Below are 17,191 nucleotides of genomic sequence, written 5' to 3'. Positions count from 1 at the left end.
ATATTGCAGTCTCATTATTGCTGTTTGTATTTCTTTTTACCACCGGCTGCGGCCCCAGGCAGCCGGCGGCGACCCCCGCCCCCACCCCGGAGCCCACCGTTCAAGCCGCGCCGGAACCGCTCGCTACTCCGGAACCCACCCCCACGCCGGACCCCATCGCCCAGCAGGTGGCCGCTCTCTCCACGGAAGAGAAGGTGGGGCAGCTGCTGGTGGCGGGTATTGAGGGGGCCGTCCCCGGCAGCGACGCCGAATACGCCCTGCAAACCGTCAAAGTCGGAGGAGTCATTCTGTTTGGCTCCAACGTGCAGAGCGCCGAACAGCTGGCGAGCCTCAACAACGCGCTGAAAGAGCGCAACGCCGGGAACCTCCCCCTTCTCCTCTGCGTGGATGAAGAAGGGGGAACGGTCTCCCGAATGCCTCCGGAGGTGACTGATCTCCCCTCCTCCTACGACTACATCGCCGCGGGCGGCGACGCCTACGCCCGGGGCCGGGTACTGGGGGCGGAGTGCGCCGCTTTCGGCTTTCACCTGGACTTTGCCCCTTCCCTGGACGTGTGGAGCAACCCGGAAAACACCGTCATTGGAAAGCGGGCGTTCAGCAGCGACTGGGAAGAGGTCCGCCGCTCGGGCCTTGCCTGCGTCCAGGGCATGGCGGACGCAGGAGTCATCCCGGTGGTCAAGCATTTCCCCGGCCACGGAGACACCCTGGCGGACTCCCACAAGGCGCTCCCCGTGGTGACGCGGACGCTGGACGAACTGCTGGAGCGGGAACTCCCGCCCTTTCAAGCCGCCATCACAGGAGACCCTGAAGTGGGAATCTCTCCCGTCCCCGCCGTGATGGTGGGTCATATTCTGGTGGAAACCTTGGATCCCGACCTCCCCTCCTCCCTCTCTCCGGCAGTGGTCACCGGACTTCTGCGGGAGCAGATGGGGTTCCAGGGCGTGGTATGCACCGACGACCTCACCATGGGGGCCGTCTCCCAGACCTACGGCATGGGCCAGGCCGCCTTGCTGGCCGTCCAGGCCGGGTGTGATCTGCTGCTGGTGTGCCACAAGACGGAAAATCTCCGCGCCGCCCACGACGCTCTGATGAATGCGGCGGATTCGGGGGAAATCAGTCAGGCCCGGCTGGACGAGAGCGTGTATCGGATCCTCTCCATGAAAGCGGCCTTCGGCGTCTCGGATCTCCCCACCCCGGCTCCCGACGTGGACGCCCTCAACGAAGAGATCTCCGCCATCCTCCCCTAGGCCCTCTCTTAAAAAACAAAAAATTTCCGGGAACTCTTTTGCCGCCTCTCCGTCTAAGAGAAACGAAATCAAAAAACAAAGGAGTTTTCCCCTATGAAGTACATTCGTCTCTCCGCGCTGGTCCTCTCCGGCGCCCTGACCCTTTCTCTTCTCGCCGCCTGCGGCGGCAAGGACACCGACGCCACCCCCACGCCGGAGGCCACCGATCCCCCCGCCGTGACTGAAAGCGTCACCCCCTCCCCCGAGCCCAGCGAGACTCCGGCGGTGGACACCCAGACCCCTGACACCAACGCCCCCGCCGCCACCGACAAGCCCGCTGAAACTCAAAAGCCCTCCGCCACCCAGAAGCCCTCCGCCGCTCCCGACAGCGGCGCAGCCCAGAACGTGAGCGTCTCCACCATTTGGGACAAGGTCTCCGCTGAGCTGGAGCTTCCCGGGCTGATGGATCTGGACGATGATCTGCTCTCCTCTCTCTACGGCATCTCTGCCGCCGACCTGGAGGAGTACGTGGCCAAGACGCCCATGATGAACGTCCAGTCCACCGAGTTCTTCATCGCCAAGGTCAAGGCCGGCAAGATGGACACCGTGAAGGCCGGGATCGCCAAGCGGCAGGCCGACCTGGTGGCGCAGTGGAAGCAGTATCTCCCCGCCCAGTTGGAGCTGGTGGAGAACTACAAGCTGGTCACCAGCGGCGACTACGTCATGTTCGCCATCGCCGACGGTGTGGACAGCGCCGTAACCGCTTTCAACAGCTGTACAAAGTAAACATTTCGTGCTATCATGCCAGGGGCGCCCGCTCGCCGGGCGCCCCTGATTCACTCTTCGGCACTGCTCCAATTTTTTCCTCACATTTCGTCCTCTGAAATTATTTTGTCAACGCGGGGGTGCCCCATGGTCTTTTCCAGTGTATTTTTCCTCTTTACCTATCTCCCCATTGTATTATTGCTTTACTATATTACACCATTAAAATTACGCAATCTGGTGCTGTTGGCGGTGAACTTGGTCTTTTACGCCTGGGGAGAGCCGGTGTATATCCTCATCATGTTCCTCTCCATTGCCATCGACTACACCCACGGCCTGCTGGTGGAAAAATTCAAGGGGCGGGGCGAGGATCGGAAAGCCCGGTGGGTGGTGGCCTCCTCTGTCTTTTTCAACCTGGCGCTGCTGTTCTTCTTCAAATACTGGGACTTCATCGCCGGTTCTCTGGCGGGGATGGGCCTCACCTTTATGCCCCGGCTGGGCCTGAGCCTGCCCATCGGCATCTCCTTCTACACCTTCCAGACCATGAGCTACACCATCGACGTCTACCGGGGGGACGCCCGGGCCCAGCGGAGCATCGTCAACTTCGGCACCTTTGTCACTCTTTTTCCCCAGCTCATCGCCGGCCCCATCATCAAGTACAAGGATCTGGGGGACCAGATCGACCGCCGCACGCACACTGCCGGGCGCTTTGCCTCCGGCGTGCAGGTCTTTGTGGTGGGACTGGCCAAAAAGGTACTCCTGGCCAACAACCTGGGCATGCTGTGGGACACCTACAAGGCCCTGCCCGCGGGGAGCCTCACCACCGCCGGAGCCTGGCTGGGCGTTGTGGCCTTCTCCCTCCAGCTCTACTTCGACTTCTCCGGCTACTCCGACATGGCGGTGGGCCTGGGGCGGATGCTGGGCTTCGAATTCGGCCCCAACTTCAACTACCCCTATATCTCCCGCTCCCTCACCGAGTTCTGGCGGCGGTGGCACATCTCCCTGGGCTCCTGGTTCCGGGAGTATCTGTATATCCCCCTGGGCGGCAACCGGGTGGGCAGGGGACGGCTCTTCCTGAATCTGATGGTGGTGTGGGCCGCCACGGGCATCTGGCACGGGGCCAGCTGGAACTTCCTCCTCTGGGGCCTCTATTACGGGCTTCTGCTGGCGGCGGAAAAGTTTTTTCTGGGCCGGTGGCTGGAGCGGCGGCCGGTGTGGTTCCAGCACGTCTACGCCCTCTTCTTCATCCTGCTGGGCTGGGCCATCTTCGCTCTGGAGGATTTCGCCCAGATGGGGCCCTATCTGGCGGCCCTGTTCGGCTTTGCCGGCGGCGGGCTTTGGGACAGCGGGTTCCTCTACTATTTCCGCGCCTATCTCCCCATGCTGCTGGTGGCCGTCCTGGCCTCCACCCCGGCGGGGAAGGGTGTGTGGACTCGTCTGGAGGAGACGTCCAAAAAGCTGGTTCTCCCCGTTCTGCTGCTCCTTGGTCTGCTGATCTCCACCTGCTATCTGGTGGATGCCACTTACAATCCCTTCCTCTATTTCCGTTTTTAAGGAGGCCTCTGTATGTTGAAAAACTACTCCAAATTCGTCACTACCCTCTTCTGCGGCTTTCTGGGGGTCGTGGTGGCGGCCAACGCCCTCACTCCGGACAAGTCTTTCTCCGAGATGGAAAACCGCAACCTGGCCCAGAAGCCCGTGGTCTCCCTCAACGGGCTGCTCACCGGCAAGTTCATGTCGGAATACGAGAGCTACGTCACCGACCAGTTTGCCGGCCGGGACGGCTGGACGGCGGCCAAGGCCGCGATTGAGCTGGCCTCGGGCAAGCAGGAGAACAACGGAGTCTACTTCTGCGGCGGCTCCACCCTCATCACCCGCTTCGACGCCCCGGACGCCGAAAAGGTGGAAAAGAATCTCACCTACATCAACAAGTTTGCGGGGCTCTCCTCCGTGCCGGTGTATTTCGGCCTCATCCCCGGCGCGGCCACGGTGTGGGCCGACCGTCTGCCTGAGGGAGCGCCCAACTATGACCAGAAGCTGGTGATCGACCGCGCCGCCCAGTCCACCGCGGCCCAGTTCATCGATCTTTACACGCCTCTTATGGAGCACAAGGGAGAGGAAATTTTCTACCGCACCGACCACCACTGGACCAGTCTGGGTGCCTACTACGGCTATACCGGCGTGGCCGGAGCGCTGGGCCTGACCCCCGTCCCTCTCACCGATTATGTCAAAACCACCGTGAGCACCGACTTTTACGGCACGGTGTTTTCCTCCTCCGGTGTGCGGTGGGTGCGCCCCGATTCCATGGATACCTACGTCCCAGAAGACGGCGTCACCGTCACCTCCTACACCTACGACGCCCAGGGCAACCCGGTGGAGGTGGCCCGGCAGCTCTATGATGAGAGCTTTTTGGCCAAGAAGGACAAATACGCCATGTTTTTGGGCGGCCAGCAGGCCCTGGGGGTAGTGCGCACCGGCCACACCGACAAGCCCAAACTCCTCCTCATTCGGGACAGCTACTCCGACTCTCTGGTGCCCTTCCTCACCCCGCACTTCTCCGAGATCCATCTCATCGACCTGCGGTACTACAAACAGTCTGCCGCGCAGTATATCCAGGACAACGGCATCGACACCGCGCTGGTGCTCTATTCGGTGCCCAACTTCGTCAGCGATACGAACCTTGTCTGGCTGGGACGGTGACCGCCGTTCCCTGCGGTTAGCAGAAAACCCGGACCGCAAATGTTCCCTGGGGATCAGGATGTTTTCAAAGGCGGCAGTCATGAATCACCATCATGACTGCCGCCTTTCACCTTTAGAGGGTCCCAAACACGCCTGTGTCTTGCCCCAGCGATTGTATGGCTGCCACAACCATTTATCACTGTTACAATAGGGGTATTGTTGGATGATTTATCTAACCCAATGATAAGCCGGAAGTTGTATGGCAAGATTATTTATATAACACGAAAGTGAGGAATTTGATGGATAATGATTTGCTTGCTAATTTAGATAAACTTCATACTACCGAAATGGGTATTGATCGAATGAAAAGGAATCTTAAAATCGATGAAGCAGATGTAGTGAAATATTGTTATGGTATGATTTTAAATCCCAAAGCTTTTATTCAGCAAAAAGGAAAAAACTGGTATGTATATATTGAAAATGTTAAAATTACAGTAAATGCCCACAGTTACACCATTATTACAGCACACAAAAGCCAATGAGCATGATCCTCCCCTCCGACAAACAGGGATTTGCCGAGGTTACGAGCATACCAAAAATGAGGGCATCACCGTTTTTCAACGGTGATGCCCTCAAAATATCCTGGTTGGCGGGGCACAAAAGCGGGTCCGGATCTTTATTTCTGCTCAGGCCACCGTCAAATCGGCGACGATCCGCACCAGGAGGAGCGTCAGCACCACAAAAAACATGGGGCGGATGACTTTGCTCCCCTTTTTGAGCGCCATCGTGGAACCCACATAGTGCCCCACGATGGAGAAGCAGGCCGCGGGCAGTCCCACCGCCCAGGCGATCTTCCCCGCCGCTGCGAAAGTGACAAAAGCGGCCAGGTTGGAACAGAGATTGACCACCTTGGCGTTGCCGGAGGCGGTCACCAGATCAAAGCCGCACAGGGCGGTGAAGGCCAGAATGAGAAAGGTCCCGGAACCAGGCCCGAAAAAACCGTCGTAGGCCCCCAGTACCAGCCCCACTCCTCCCGACAAAACGAGCAGCGCCTCGGGGGAGAGCTCATCCACCCGGCTCTTCAGGCCAAAGTCCCGGTTCACCAGCAGAAAAACTGCAATAACAGGCAGCAGAACCACCAGCACATAATGGAGGATGGCCTCGGGCAGCAGGAGATTGAGCCGGGTCCCCAGCGCGGATCCCAGAAGGGCAGCGGCTGCCGAGACGATGGCGGCCTGCCGGTGAAAGCGCCCCTCCCTCAGGAAGCGAAAGGTTGAGACTGCGGTTCCAAAAACCGAGCCGCACTTGTTGGTGGCCGAGGCAACGTGGGGAGGCAGTCCGGCCACCAGGTAGGCAGGCAGGGAAATGAGACCCCCGCCGCCCGCCACCGCATCTACCAGGCCGGAGAGAAAAACCATGGGGCAGACAATCAGGAGCATCTTCCCAGTGACTTCCATAAAAACCTCCAAAAGCAAAAATTTATCTTTGTATCCCGGGGGAAAGATGGTACAATATCAAAGAATGTATTGAAGGAAGGGGACCATCAAAGACGATGAGAGTAGGCTTTGACAACAAAAAATATCTGGAGACACAGTCCCTCCATATCCGGGAGCGCATTTCCCAGTTCGGCGGGAAGCTCTATCTGGAATTCGGCGGCAAGCTCTTCGACGACCACCATGCGGCCCGGGTGCTGCCCGGCTTCGCACCCGACAGCAAGATCCGGATGCTCACCCAGCTTAAGGACTCGGCGGAGATCGTCATCGCCATCAACGCCTCTGATATTGAAAAAAACAAGGTCCGGGGCGACCTGGGCATCACCTATGATGTAGACGTTCTCCGTCTCATCGACGCCTTCCGGGGCATGGGGCTGCTGGTGGACAGCGTGGTCATCACCCGCTACGCCGGCCAGTCCGCCGCCGACGTCTTTCAGCGCCGACTGGAGGATCTTGGGATCAAGGTCTACCGCCACTACCCCATTCAGGGCTACCCCCACAACATCCCCCTGATCGTCAGCGACGAGGGCTACGGCAAAAATCAGTTCATCGAGACCGAGCGACCCCTGGTGGTGGTCACCGCCCCCGGTCCGGGCAGCGGCAAGATGGCGGTGTGTCTGTCCCAGCTCTACCACGAGTACCGCCGGGGCGTCCAAGCGGGCTACGCCAAGTTTGAGACCTTCCCCATCTGGAACCTGCCTCTGAACCACCCGGTAAACCTGGCCTACGAGGCAGCCACCGCCGACCTCAACGACGTGAACATGATCGACCCCTTCCACCTGGCCGCCTACGGGGTGACCACGGTGAACTACAACCGGGATGTGGAGGTATTCCCCGTCCTCTCCGCCCTCTTTGAAAACATCACCGGCTCCTGTCCCTACAAGTCTCCCACCGACATGGGCGTGAACATGGCGGGCAACTGCATCGTAGACGACGACGCAGTGCGGGAGGCCGCCCGGCAGGAGATCGTCCGCCGGTACTATGACGGCCTGTGCGAGCGCCGGGAGGGCCGGGGCAGCGACGAGGCGGTGTACAAGCTGGAGCTTCTCATGAAGCAGGCCAAGGTGGATGCCTCCATCCGCCCGGTGGTGGCGGCCTCCCTGGCGGTGGCCGAGTCCACCGGCCTGCCTGCCGCAGCCATCGAACTGTGTGACGGGCGGGTGGTCACCGGCAAGACCACCGACCTGATGGGCCCCTCCTCGGGCGCGCTCCTCAACGCCCTGAAGGCTCTGGCGGACATTGAAAAGAAGATCCATCTCATCTCCCCGGAGGCCATTACTCCCATCCAGCGGGTCAAGGTGGAGCATCTGGGCAGCGTCAATCCCCGGCTCCACAGCGACGAGATCCTCATCGCTCTGGCCATCAGCGCCACCACAAATCCCATGGCCGCCCGGGCGCTGGACAAGCTGGCCGAGCTGCAGGGCTGCCAGGCCCACTCTACCGTCATCCTCTCCGCGGCCGATGCCGGGATCTACAAAAAACTGGGCCTGCAGATGACCTGCGAGGCCCAGTATGAAACCAATAAGCTCTATCACGGCTGATCCCGTAAAACCGCGAAAAGAGGGGGATTAATTTTATTCTATCACACGGTTTTTCCGTGCGCCAGACGTAAACTACCGAAATTTCCCCCTCCATTTTAATCCGTTTTGTTCCATTTGTAGGAAATGGAACAAAACGGATTTTTGGGGAATTGAATGGTTGACGGGAGAGCCCGACCCGAGTAAAATCCATCTGTTAACGTGATAAAGCAGAAAGGAAAGCGTCGGCAATGGGGTCGCGCGGGAGGGAGAACGCATGGCAACCAAGTATATTTTCGTCACCGGCGGCGTGGTGTCCGGTCTGGGCAAGGGGATCGCGGCGGCCTCGCTGGGCCGTCTGCTGAAGGCCCGGGGGTACCGGGTGACCATCCAGAAGTTTGATCCGTACCTGAACGTGGACCCGGGCACCATGAGCCCCTATCAGCACGGAGAGGTCTTTGTCACCGAGGACGGGGCCGAGACCGATCTGGACCTGGGGCATTATGAGCGTTTTATCGACGAAAACCTCACCGGTCACTCCTCGGTGACCTCGGGCAAGGTCTACTGGACGGTCCTCAGCCGGGAGCGCAGCGGCGACTACCTGGGCGGCACCGTCCAGGTCATCCCCCACATCACTGATGAGATCAAGCAGCGGGTCTACCGGATGGGGCAGGACGGCTCGGCCGACGTGGTCATCACCGAGGTGGGCGGCACCGTGGGAGACATTGAGTCCCAGCCCTTCCTGGAGGCCATCCGCCAGGCCGCTGTGGAGCTGGGGCGGGAGAACTGCATGTTCCTCCATGTCTCCCTCATCGTGGCCATCCCCGGTTCGGGGGAACTGAAGTCCAAGCCCACCCAGCACTCCGCCAAGGAGCTGCTCTCCCTGGGCATCCAGCCCGACGTCATTCTCTGCCGGTCGGACCGCGAAGTCCCTCAGGACATTCGAAACAAGATCTCCCTCTTCTGCAACATCCCCCCTGAGAACGTCATCCCCAACCTCACCGCTCCCATCCTCTACGAAGTGCCCCTCATGCTGGAGGAGGCCGGTCTGGCCCGGGCGGCCTGCAAACGGCTTGGACTGGCCGACCGCGTCCCCGATCTGAACGGCTGGCGGGACATGGTGCGTCGGGCCAAGGGCGCCAAGACCCACGTGAAGATCGCTATGGTGGGCAAATATATGGGGCTCCACGACGCCTATCTCTCGGTGGCGGAGGCCCTCACTCACGGCGGCATCGAAAACGACGTGAAGGTGGACATCGACTGGGTGGACTCCGAACAGGTCACCGATGATACCGTCGCCCAGCGGCTGGCCGACTGCGACGGGGTACTGGTCCCGGGCGGATTCGGCGAACGGGGGATCGAGGGCATGATCTCCGCCGTGCGCTGGGCCAGAGAGCAGCGGGTTCCCTACTTTGGCATCTGCCTGGGCATGCAGATGGCCGTGGTGGAGTTTGCCCGCCATGTGGCCGGGCTGGCCGACGCCCACTCCAGCGAGCTCTCCGAGACCACCACTCACCCGGTGATCGACCTGATGCCCGACCAACGGAACATCACGGACAAAGGCGGCACCATGCGGCTGGGCGCCTATCCCTGCCGTCTGGCCGACGCTGATTCCAAGATCCGCGCCGCCTATGCCGCCGAGGTCATCCAGGAGCGCCACCGCCACCGCTACGAGTTCTCCAACGACTACCGCCAGACCCTCACCGGCGCCGGTCTGAAACTCACCGGTCTCTCCCCCGACGGGCGGCTGGTGGAGACCGTGGAACTGGCCGACCACCCCTGGTTCGTGGGCGTGCAGTTCCATCCGGAATTCAAAAGCCGCCCCAACAAGGCGCATCCCCTCTTCCGGGACTTTATTGCCGCCGCCAAAACTCACCGGGGCGAATGACCTCGCCGTTCTTCCAGCAACAAAGCCGCGGGGCCGCTTTTGAAAAGCGGCCCCGCGGCTCTTCTGTTTGTATGGTGGGTCGGGATCAGCCCTTCAGGTTGGCCTTCAGCGCGGCCACATCCTCGGCCTTCATGCCGTGGGCGGTGAGATAGGTCTCGGCGGCCTTGGCCAGATCCGTCTTGGACAGGTCGGCCCCCTTGTCCAGCCCGGCCACGGTCCGGAGCATCTCCATCACGTTGCCCTGGGCAATGAGGCCGTACTTGCTGTCGGCGGCAGTGATGCCGTAATAGTTGGAGTAGCTGGCCATGTAATCGGCCACGATCTCATCCAGGGAAGCTCCCATCAGGGCTTCCAGCAGGGCGGAGGTGAACCCGGCCCGGTCCTTGCCCTCGGTACAGTGGACCAGATAGGGGCCCTCGTGCTGGGACAGGAAGGTCAGACCCTTGACAATGCCGGCGGCGAACTCGTCGGAGGCGTAGTTCACGGGCATGCCCAGGGCGACGACGCTCTTGGCGTCCACCAGGCTCTTGTAATAGGGGCTGGCAAAGTCCTCGGCGGCGATGAATTCCGCGATCTCCTCATCGGTGTCGGCCAGATTCAGCACGGTCTTGACCCCGGCGGACTCAATGAGCTTGTCGGCGGCGGCGGCCCGGCCGATCTCGTTGCTGATCGGGGAGGCGGAGCGATAGAGTTTCCCCTCGGCGATGTCCCCGGCCTTCACGGCGCGGAAGTTGGCGAAGATCTCGTCGCTGGCGTAATCGGCCCGGTCGTTGGTGTACTTCAGGGAGTAGGTGGCCTGGAGGGCGGCCGCTCCGCCCTTCTCCTTCAGGGTGACGGTCACAGGGCTGCCCGCGGCCGCATTGGCCGCCACGTTGAACTTGCCGTAGTTGATGCACACCGCCAGATACTCCTTGCCGGGATAGGCCCGGAGCATCGGTTCGCCGGAGTCGACATAATATCCATCCAGATAGGGCATGTCGGCGGAGTAATCTCCGGCGGTGACGGTTACGATGTCGCCCAGTTCAAAACCTTTGGCGTTGAAGTCAGCGATGGTCTCGTCCAGCACGGCGTGGCCGTACTTCTCGATCTCAGTCACCTTGGCGGAGACGGCCAGGCTGTCGGAGAGGCTGCGGCCGAAGAAACGGCAGATGCTCCCCTCCACCGCGGCGGTGACGTCGGGCTGGTCGGAATAGAAGCCGTAGCCGTGGTCGGCGTCAGGCACGATGATCTCCTGGGCGGCGGGATATGCCTTCAGGATGGCTTTGTTCATCTCGTCGGTGATCATGGTGTCCTTGTCGCCGTGGAGCACCAGCACGGGGCCGGTAAACTTGGCCAGGGACTCCAGGGGCTTACCGCCTTCCATGTCCGCGAACCAGGCTTTGGAAAGCTCCTGGGTCTGGCCGTAGATGGTGGTGAAGGCGGCGTAGCCGTCCTTCTGGGCGGTGGCCTTCAGGGTGTTGTAGGTCTCCACGCTGCCGAAGAGATTGGCGGCCATCTCCCCGACGGATACGTCGGCGGCGGAGAGCAGCACGGCGGCCTGATAGGGATTGTCCTTGGCGCCCACGATCTCGCTGGCGATCCGGCCGCCCATGGAGTAGCCCAGAATGCCCAGACGGTCCGCGTCGATCTGGTAATTGGCCAGCAGATAGGCCAGTCCGGCGTTGGAGTCGGCGATCATGTTGGTCATGGTGTTCTCCCGGAAGGAGGCGTCAGACTCGCCGCAGCCGGGGAAATCCATGCGGATGGAGGCGAATCCGGCCCTGGCCAGCGCGCGGGCGATGCCGATGAAGCCCACGTTCTCGTCCTTGCTGCCGCCATGGCCATGGTTGATGACCACTGCGGGGAAGGGCCCCTCCCCGGCGGGGAGGGTCACCACGGCGTGGACGGTGCGCTCACCGCTGGGATAAACGACGGCCTGCTCGGTATAGGCGGGGCAGAGTGCGTCAAACTTCATGAGCAGGGTGGCCAGCTCTGCGCGGAGGGCTCCCTCCTCAGGGGCCAGAAGCCCCTGATATTTTCCGGAAACCAGTCCGGCTCCGCAGGCCCACTGGAAGGCGGGGATGGACCACTCCTGGAGTGCGGCGGCATCATGGTAAGAGAGGATGTTGGTGTCCTCCCCCACCGAGGTATCCAGATTTTTAAGCTGGGCATAACGGTATAGGATGGTGACCGTCTCTTGCCGGGTCACCTCCCGATCCCCGTAGAACAGCTTCTCCCCGGGCACCTGGGCCAGTCCGGCATCCACCGCCCAGTTGGCGGCGTTGGAGTACCAGGTTCCGGTGGTGTCGGTAAAGTAGGCGCTGGCGGCGTCCACCGCCCAGCCCCCGCCGGTCAGTACGGCAGAATTTTGGGGTGCGGGCTTGCCCTCCATATTGTAGAGGGTCTGGAACACCATGGCACGGGTAACGGCGGCATCGGGGGCAAACCCGGCGTCGGTGCCGGCCATCAGCCCCTTTTCCGTCACATAGGCCTGGGCCCCGGCATACCAAGGCCCGGCCTCGTCGGCAGCCAGCGCGGGGGCTGCCAGGGACAGGCTCAGTGCAGCGGACAGCGTCAGAGAAAGCGGCCTCTTCCAGTTCATGAGCATTCACCTTTCCTCTTCATGTTTTCCCTTGGGGGTACTTTCCAGTTTACCACTCCCCGGCCTGAACTACAAATTATTCTTACAGGATTCTACTCTCTCCGATATTCTTACACCGCCGCCAACGCGCCCTCCAGATCCCGGAGGATATCCTCCGCATCCTCAATGCCCACGCTCAGACGCACCAGGTCGGGGGCGACTCCGGCGGCGGCCAGCTCTGCGTCGCTCATCTGGCGGTGGGTCGTGGAGGCGGGATGGAGCACACAGGTCTTGGCGTCGGCCACATGGGTGGCGATGGAGGCCAGACGCAGCCCCGCCATAAATTTGGATGCCGCCTCACGGCCGCCCTTCACCCCGAAGGAAACTACGCCGCAGGTACCCGAGGGCATATACTTCTGCGCCAGAGCGTAGTGGGCGTCCCCAGGCAGGCCCGGATACTTCACCCAGGCCACCTTGGGATGGGCGGTCAGGAATTCCGCCGCTTTCCGGGCGTTGGCGCAGTGGCGCTCCATCCGCAGAGGCAGCGTCTCCAGTCCCACGTTCAGCAGATAGGCGTTCATGGGGGCGGGAGAGGAGCCGAAGTCCCGCATGAGCTGGGCGGTCGCCTTGGTGATGAAGGCCCCCGCCAGCCCGAACCGCTCGGTGTAGTTGACCCCGTGATAACTCTCGTCGGGCGTGGTGAGGCCGGGGAACTTGTCGGCGTGGGCTTTCCAGTCAAAGCGGCCGGAATCCACAATGGCGCCGCCCACGGCGTTGGCGTGGCCGTCCATGTACTTGGTGGTGGAGTGGGTCACAATGTCCGCGCCCCACTGGAAGGGGCGGCAATTCACCGGAGTGGGGAAGGTGTTGTCCACGATAAGGGGCACCCCGTGGGCGTGGGCCGCCCGGGCAAACTTCTCAATGTCCAGCACGGTGAGGGCGGGGTTGGCAATGGTCTCGCCGAACACCGCCTTGGTGTTCGACCGGAAGGCGGCCGCCAGCTCCTCCTCGGAGCAGTCGGGGTCCACGAAGGTGAACTCGACCCCCATGCGGCGCATGGTGACCGAAAAGAGGTTGAAGGTCCCGCCGTAGATGGCGGTAGAGGCCACCACATGGTCCCCCTGGGCGGCAATGTTAAACACGGCGAAGAAGTTGGCCGCCTGACCGGAGGAAGTGAGCATGGCCGCGGTGCCGCCCTCCAGTGCGGCGATTTTGGCAGCCACGGCATCGCAGGTCGGATTCGCCAGACGGGTATAGAAATAGCCCTCGGCTTCCAGATCGAAAAGAGCGCCCATCGCCTCGCCGGTGGCATAGCGGAAGGTGGTGGACTGGACGATGGGAATATTGCGGGGCTCTCCATTGGCGGGCATATAGCCGGCGTGGATGCAGTCGGTATTCATCTTATAGTCTGACATGGGCGGTCATCCTTTCTTCCGGGAAATTTGGTTTATTGTAGACGGCGGCGGTGGGATTGTCAAGAAAAATCTCCTCAAGCCGAGAAAAAAGCCCTGAGCGCACGGAGACCGGCGCAGGCTCCGCCGCTGCGCCGGTCTCAATCCTGGGGGGCCTCACTTTCCGATTCCGGCGGCCGCGCACGCATGGGCTGCGTCAGATCAACGCCCCCAAAGCGCTCCAGAGGCTCGCCCTCCACCAGAAACATCACCGCTGCCCCGGGCTCCAACTCGGAGAGCGTGTCCACCACGGCGCAGAGATACGCCGGATCCTCTTTTCCCTCCAGCCACTGTCCGCTCAGATCGACCCTGAATTCAGTCCCATCCCGGTCCAGCGAGAGGAGCTTGGTCCCCTCCGGGCACGCCTTCCCCAGCCCCGGGGTCTCCGGCCCCCCCAAGAGAGCCTGGAGCGCGGCCACAGCAGGGTCATCCCCCATGGACAGACGCAGGACCCGGGTCTCCCGGGTCAGCCCCGCTTCGCTGGGGAACCACAGGGTGACCTCCTGCTCCGACGGCCCCTCCCGGCTGTTCTCCAAAAGCAGATCGGAGGCATGGAGGACCTTGTCCCGGAAGGGTCTGGGCCGGCCTTCCACCGTCAGGTAAACGGAATGGATCCCCTCCAGCTGGCACAGGGTCAGCGCGATACACCCGTCGGCAAGGGAGAGATCCACCCCGGACAGGCCCCCATATGCCTCAGACAGATCCACCACCGCCTGATCCCCGTCCACCCGCCAGCTGCGCAAAGCGGTCCCCCGTGGGAAAGGAGAGGTGAGCCCGTTGCTCTCGGGTCCGGCCAGCAGCAGGCGCAGCAGCCCGTCCACCGCGCCTCTGCCGGGGGGCAGCGCACGAAATTCGTACGCCAGTGCTCCGCTGCCCGGACTGTTCTGATTGGTGATGAAATAGACGCTGTACTGTCCCTCTGGCGGTGCGCCGGAAGCCTGTTTCTCTCCACAGCCGGCACACACCAGCGCCGCCGCCAGGATCAGCGCCGCCAGGGTCCGCTCCCTCCGTCCGTTTCTTCTCATCCTCTCTCCCCCTCCCGGTACAGGGGAAAGGTGACCAGAAAGCGGGTGCCCTCCGTCTCCCGGCGCTGGGCCCGCACCGTGCCCCCGTATCGCCGGGCCGTATCCTGCACGATGGACAGCCCCAGGCCGGTCCCCCCGGCCGCCCGGGAGCGGGCCTTGTCCACCCGGTAAAACCGGTCGAACACCTTGGTGATGTCCTCTTGGGGGATCCCCACGCCGGTGTCCTCCACCACGAGCACCGCACGGTCCATCTCGGTGCGGGTCGCCACCCGGACAGTTCCCCCCGGCAGATTGTATTTCACGCCGTTTTCCACCAGGTTGAACACGATCTGATAGAGGTCGTCCCGGGTGCAGCGGATGGTCAGTCCCTTTTCCAGCTCCAACGCGATAGACACCTCCACCGCCTGGGCCAGGGGTTCCAGCATATGGGCCACCCGGCGGATCACCTCTTCCATGTCCACGGCCACCGTGGCCACGGTGACCGCCGCGTCCAGCCGGGTGAGCGTGAGCAGCTTCTCCGTGATGCGCTGAAGCCGCTCGGCCTCTTCTCCAATGTCCCCTACAAACTCCCGGACCGTATCCGGATCGATGTTGTCGGTCTGCAAAATAGAGTCGGTGAGCAGGCGAATGGAGGCCAGGGGGGTTTTGAGTTCATGAGAGGCGTCGGAGACAAAGCGCCTGCGGACTTCCTCCGTGGTCTGGAGCCGTCCGGTGAGGGCATTGAACTCCCCGGCCAGCTGACTGAGCTCATCCCCGCCCCCCATCTGGACGCGGTGGCTGTATTCTCCGGCCCGGACGATCCGGACGGCCCGCAGCAGCTCGGCGATCCGCCGGGCCAGTGCCCTGGAGAATACGGCTGAGAGCACCAGCGCCACCAGGGCAATGACCAGCGAGATGGTGCGCAGCGTCTTTTGGATCCCCACCAACAGCTTTCCCTGCTCGGCATCATACTCATCCACATATACCGCGCCCGCCGTCATGCCCCGATAGACCACCGGCGTGGCAGCCCGGCTGTGAAAGGCCCCTCCCGCATAGTCAGAGCGAAACGCGTCGTTCCCCCGCAGAGCGGAAGTCACCTCCCGCAGCAGAGCATACCGCCCCACCGCCCCGGAGGCGGCAGAGCTGTCATAGAGCACCACTCCGGCGGGGTCGGTGACCAAAACCCGGCTCAGGCCCGTGTCTCCCAGCACCTCCATGACCCGGATCACTCCGTCCCGGCTCAGCCCGTCCGGCCCGGCCAGGGCGGAGGCGATCACAGTGGCCTGGCTTTGCAGCGAGGTCTGCTTGGACTGAAACACCAGCTGCTGGGAGGCCATCACCGGATATGTGTTGAGCAGGATCAGCACGGCGGCGATGACCACGATATAGGTCAGGGCATACTTGGTCTGGAGCGACCGCCACAGCGGGACCTTTTTCGATTCTTCCGTCTCCATGGCCGTCACCTTCTTCCCACTCCCCAAGGAGCCGCACCTGGATACCGCCTCAGCCGCCGCTCTTCAGATAATAGCCCACGCCCCACTTGGTGAGAATGTACTCCGGGTTGGCCGGGTCCAGTTCCAGCTTCTCCCGGAGGCGCCGGACGTGGACGTCCACCGTGCGGTAATCTCCGGCATATTCATACCCCCACACCACATTGAGCAGGTTCTCCCGGCTGTACACCCGGCCGGGGTTGCGCATGAGCAGCTCCATGAGGTCGAATTCCTTGGCGGTGAGCTCCACCGGCTTTCCGTCTTTCCAGGCCGAACGCTCGTCGGCGTCAAGGGCGATGTGCCCCATGGACAGCCGCCCCCCGCCCCCCTGCTGATGAGCCATGCCCGCCCTGCGCAGCAGGGCCCTGATGCGGGCCTTCAGCTCCAGGATATTGAAGGGCTTGGTGATGTAATCGTCCGCCCCGCACTCAAAGCCCATCAGCTTGTCGGCGTCCTCTCCCTTGGCTGTGAGGATAATGATGGGCACGTTGGAAAACTCCCGGATCCGCATGCAGGCCTGGAGTCCGTCGATGCGGGGCATCATCAGATCCAGAATGATGAGGTCAAAGGCTCCGCCCCGGGCCAGGTCCACGGCGGCCTGCCCGTCGTAGCCCACCTCCACCTGATAGCCCTCGCTCTCCAGGTTGAATTTGATGCCCTTGACCAGCACCTTTTCGTCGTCCACCACCAGGATCTTCATCCGTTCTCCTCCCCCGTTGTAATCTGGCCGAGCAGCCCGGCCAGCGTCTCCTCTCCGATCCCGCTCACCCGGGTGAGATCCTCCGGATAGCGGTAAGGGCCGTTGGCCGCCCGATCCGCCACGATGTCCGCCGCCCGCTTTTCTCCGATCCCGGGCAGCGTCTGCAGCGTCTCAGCGTCGGCGGTATTGATGTTCACCAGCCCCCGCTCAGGTACGGCTGTGGGCGCGGGCAGCGCGGTGACCGTGACCTCCAGTTTCCGCTGCGTCTCCACCCGCAGCGGCTCCGCCGCCCGCTCCCCCCGCAGAAACCATCCGGCGGTGAAGGCCAGAAAGACGGCGGCCAGCAGGATGACAGCATGCTCCGGCCCGGAAAGTTTCATTTTCTTCCCCTGCTCCCCCATTGCGCCCCTCGGTCTCCTCT

The 17,191-nt window shown here is 62.3% G+C and carries 14 protein-coding genes; 7 read left to right on the top strand and 7 right to left on the bottom strand.

Translation table 11 applies throughout. The features are described from left to right. Nucleotides 1-17: 17 nt before the first annotated feature. The 5 genes from nagZ to ACQRD3_RS01995 all read left to right on the top strand — a co-directional run bounded on the left by nagZ (nt 18) and on the right by ACQRD3_RS01995 (nt 5,209). On the top strand, nt 18-1,247 hold the full coding sequence (gene nagZ / locus ACQRD3_RS02015; RefSeq protein ID WP_427779510.1) for a beta-N-acetylhexosaminidase: 1,230 nt from the start codon (nt 18-20) through the stop codon (nt 1,245-1,247). A 93-nt stretch (nt 1,248-1,340) separates the two neighbouring features. Further along, complete coding sequence (locus ACQRD3_RS02010) at nt 1,341-2,012, top strand: DUF4358 domain-containing protein (RefSeq protein ID WP_427779508.1); 672 nt, start codon at nt 1,341-1,343, stop codon at nt 2,010-2,012. A 126-nt stretch (nt 2,013-2,138) separates the two neighbouring features. Continuing rightward, nucleotides 2,139-3,542, top strand: a complete 1,404-nt coding sequence (locus ACQRD3_RS02005) for an MBOAT family O-acyltransferase (RefSeq protein WP_427779506.1) — start codon at nt 2,139-2,141, stop codon at nt 3,540-3,542. A gap of 12 nt (nt 3,543-3,554) precedes the next feature. After that, the gene (locus tag ACQRD3_RS02000) at nt 3,555-4,688 is read left to right on the top strand and encodes a DHHW family protein (protein ID WP_080907257.1); all 1,134 of its coding nucleotides are present in this window, start codon (nt 3,555-3,557) and stop codon (nt 4,686-4,688) included. 278 nt (nt 4,689-4,966) lie between these two features. Next, nucleotides 4,967-5,209 carry a DUF3781 domain-containing protein gene (locus ACQRD3_RS01995; protein WP_080907256.1) on the top strand — a complete coding sequence of 81 codons (243 nt, stop codon included), beginning with the start codon at nt 4,967-4,969 and terminating at the stop codon, nt 5,207-5,209. Nucleotides 5,210-5,353: 144 nt separating this feature from the next. Here the strand turns inward: ACQRD3_RS01995 and ACQRD3_RS01990 are convergent, their stop codons facing one another. Then, nucleotides 5,354-6,124 carry a TSUP family transporter gene (locus tag ACQRD3_RS01990; RefSeq protein WP_427779503.1) on the bottom strand — a complete coding sequence of 257 codons (771 nt, stop codon included), beginning with the start codon at nt 6,122-6,124 and terminating at the stop codon, nt 5,354-5,356. A gap of 95 nt (nt 6,125-6,219) precedes the next feature. Here ACQRD3_RS01990 and ACQRD3_RS01985 point away from each other — a divergent pair, with 95 nt between their 5' ends. Both ACQRD3_RS01985 and ACQRD3_RS01980 read left to right on the top strand, forming a co-directional pair. Continuing rightward, nucleotides 6,220-7,701, top strand: a complete 1,482-nt coding sequence (locus ACQRD3_RS01985) for a DUF1846 domain-containing protein (RefSeq protein ID WP_080907254.1) — start codon at nt 6,220-6,222, stop codon at nt 7,699-7,701. Nucleotides 7,702-7,954: 253 nt separating this feature from the next. Beyond that, entirely contained in the window at nt 7,955-9,565 is a 1,611-nt protein-coding gene (locus tag ACQRD3_RS01980; RefSeq protein ID WP_427779501.1) for a CTP synthase, read from the top strand. Nucleotides 9,566-9,650: 85 nt separating this feature from the next. On the opposite strand, the gene ACQRD3_RS01975 is transcribed toward ACQRD3_RS01980, so the two are convergent. The 6 genes from ACQRD3_RS01975 to ACQRD3_RS01950 all read right to left on the bottom strand — a co-directional run bounded on the left by ACQRD3_RS01975 (nt 9,651) and on the right by ACQRD3_RS01950 (nt 17,150). After that, a complete protein-coding gene (locus tag ACQRD3_RS01975; RefSeq protein ID WP_427779499.1) occupies nt 9,651-12,152 on the bottom strand; it encodes an alpha/beta fold hydrolase in 2,502 nt (833 codons plus the stop codon). A 104-nt stretch (nt 12,153-12,256) separates the two neighbouring features. After that, complete coding sequence (locus ACQRD3_RS01970; protein ID WP_427779497.1) at nt 12,257-13,540, bottom strand: O-acetylhomoserine aminocarboxypropyltransferase/cysteine synthase family protein; 1,284 nt, start codon at nt 13,538-13,540, stop codon at nt 12,257-12,259. 137 nt (nt 13,541-13,677) lie between these two features. Further along, complete coding sequence (locus tag ACQRD3_RS01965) at nt 13,678-14,601, bottom strand: GerMN domain-containing protein (RefSeq protein WP_427779495.1); 924 nt, start codon at nt 14,599-14,601, stop codon at nt 13,678-13,680. Further along, nucleotides 14,598-16,034 carry a sensor histidine kinase gene (locus tag ACQRD3_RS01960; RefSeq protein ID WP_080907249.1) on the bottom strand — a complete coding sequence of 479 codons (1,437 nt, stop codon included), beginning with the start codon at nt 16,032-16,034 and terminating at the stop codon, nt 14,598-14,600. Before ACQRD3_RS01960 ends, ACQRD3_RS01965 begins: the two co-directional genes overlap by 4 nt. Nucleotides 16,035-16,083: 49 nt before the next feature. After that, complete coding sequence (locus ACQRD3_RS01955) at nt 16,084-16,770, bottom strand: response regulator transcription factor (RefSeq protein ID WP_080907248.1); 687 nt, start codon at nt 16,768-16,770, stop codon at nt 16,084-16,086. Further along, nucleotides 16,767-17,150, bottom strand: a complete 384-nt coding sequence (locus tag ACQRD3_RS01950; RefSeq protein WP_080907480.1) for a ComEA family DNA-binding protein — start codon at nt 17,148-17,150, stop codon at nt 16,767-16,769. The genes ACQRD3_RS01955 and ACQRD3_RS01950 overlap by 4 nt, the downstream gene beginning before the upstream one ends. Between the last annotated feature and the right edge of the window lie 41 nt (nt 17,151-17,191).

Origin of the sequence: Candidatus Pseudoscillospira sp. SGI.172 (assembly GCF_050313575.1) — a bacterium.
GTDB lineage: Bacteria > Bacillota > Clostridia > Oscillospirales > Oscillospiraceae > Vermiculatibacterium.
The sequence above is the reverse complement of the archived record's forward strand: the minus strand, read 5'-3'. Positions and strand labels throughout refer to the sequence as shown.

Bases quoted from the DNA above. Each gene is read 5' to 3' on its own strand.
- ACQRD3_RS02010 (WP_427779508.1), top strand. From the start codon at position 1,341: ATGAAGTACATTCGTCTCTCCGCGCTGGTCCTCTCCGGCGCCCTGACC.
- ACQRD3_RS02005 (WP_427779506.1), top strand. From the start codon at position 2,139: ATGGTCTTTTCCAGTGTATTTTTCCTCTTTACCTATCTCCCCATTGTA.
- ACQRD3_RS02000 (WP_080907257.1), top strand. From the start codon at position 3,555: ATGTTGAAAAACTACTCCAAATTCGTCACTACCCTCTTCTGCGGCTTT.
- ACQRD3_RS01995 (WP_080907256.1), top strand. From the start codon at position 4,967: ATGGATAATGATTTGCTTGCTAATTTAGATAAACTTCATACTACCGAA.
- ACQRD3_RS01990 (WP_427779503.1), bottom strand. From the start codon at position 6,124: ATGGAAGTCACTGGGAAGATGCTCCTGATTGTCTGCCCCATGGTTTTT.
- ACQRD3_RS01985 (WP_080907254.1), top strand. From the start codon at position 6,220: ATGAGAGTAGGCTTTGACAACAAAAAATATCTGGAGACACAGTCCCTC.
- ACQRD3_RS01980 (WP_427779501.1), top strand. From the start codon at position 7,955: ATGGCAACCAAGTATATTTTCGTCACCGGCGGCGTGGTGTCCGGTCTG.
- ACQRD3_RS01975 (WP_427779499.1), bottom strand. From the start codon at position 12,152: ATGCTCATGAACTGGAAGAGGCCGCTTTCTCTGACGCTGTCCGCTGCA.
- ACQRD3_RS01970 (WP_427779497.1), bottom strand. From the start codon at position 13,540: ATGTCAGACTATAAGATGAATACCGACTGCATCCACGCCGGCTATATG.
- ACQRD3_RS01965 (WP_427779495.1), bottom strand. From the start codon at position 14,601: ATGAGAAGAAACGGACGGAGGGAGCGGACCCTGGCGGCGCTGATCCTG.
- ACQRD3_RS01960 (WP_080907249.1), bottom strand. From the start codon at position 16,034: ATGGAGACGGAAGAATCGAAAAAGGTCCCGCTGTGGCGGTCGCTCCAG.
- ACQRD3_RS01955 (WP_080907248.1), bottom strand. From the start codon at position 16,770: ATGAAGATCCTGGTGGTGGACGACGAAAAGGTGCTGGTCAAGGGCATC.
- ACQRD3_RS01950 (WP_080907480.1), bottom strand. From the start codon at position 17,150: ATGAAACTTTCCGGGCCGGAGCATGCTGTCATCCTGCTGGCCGCCGTC.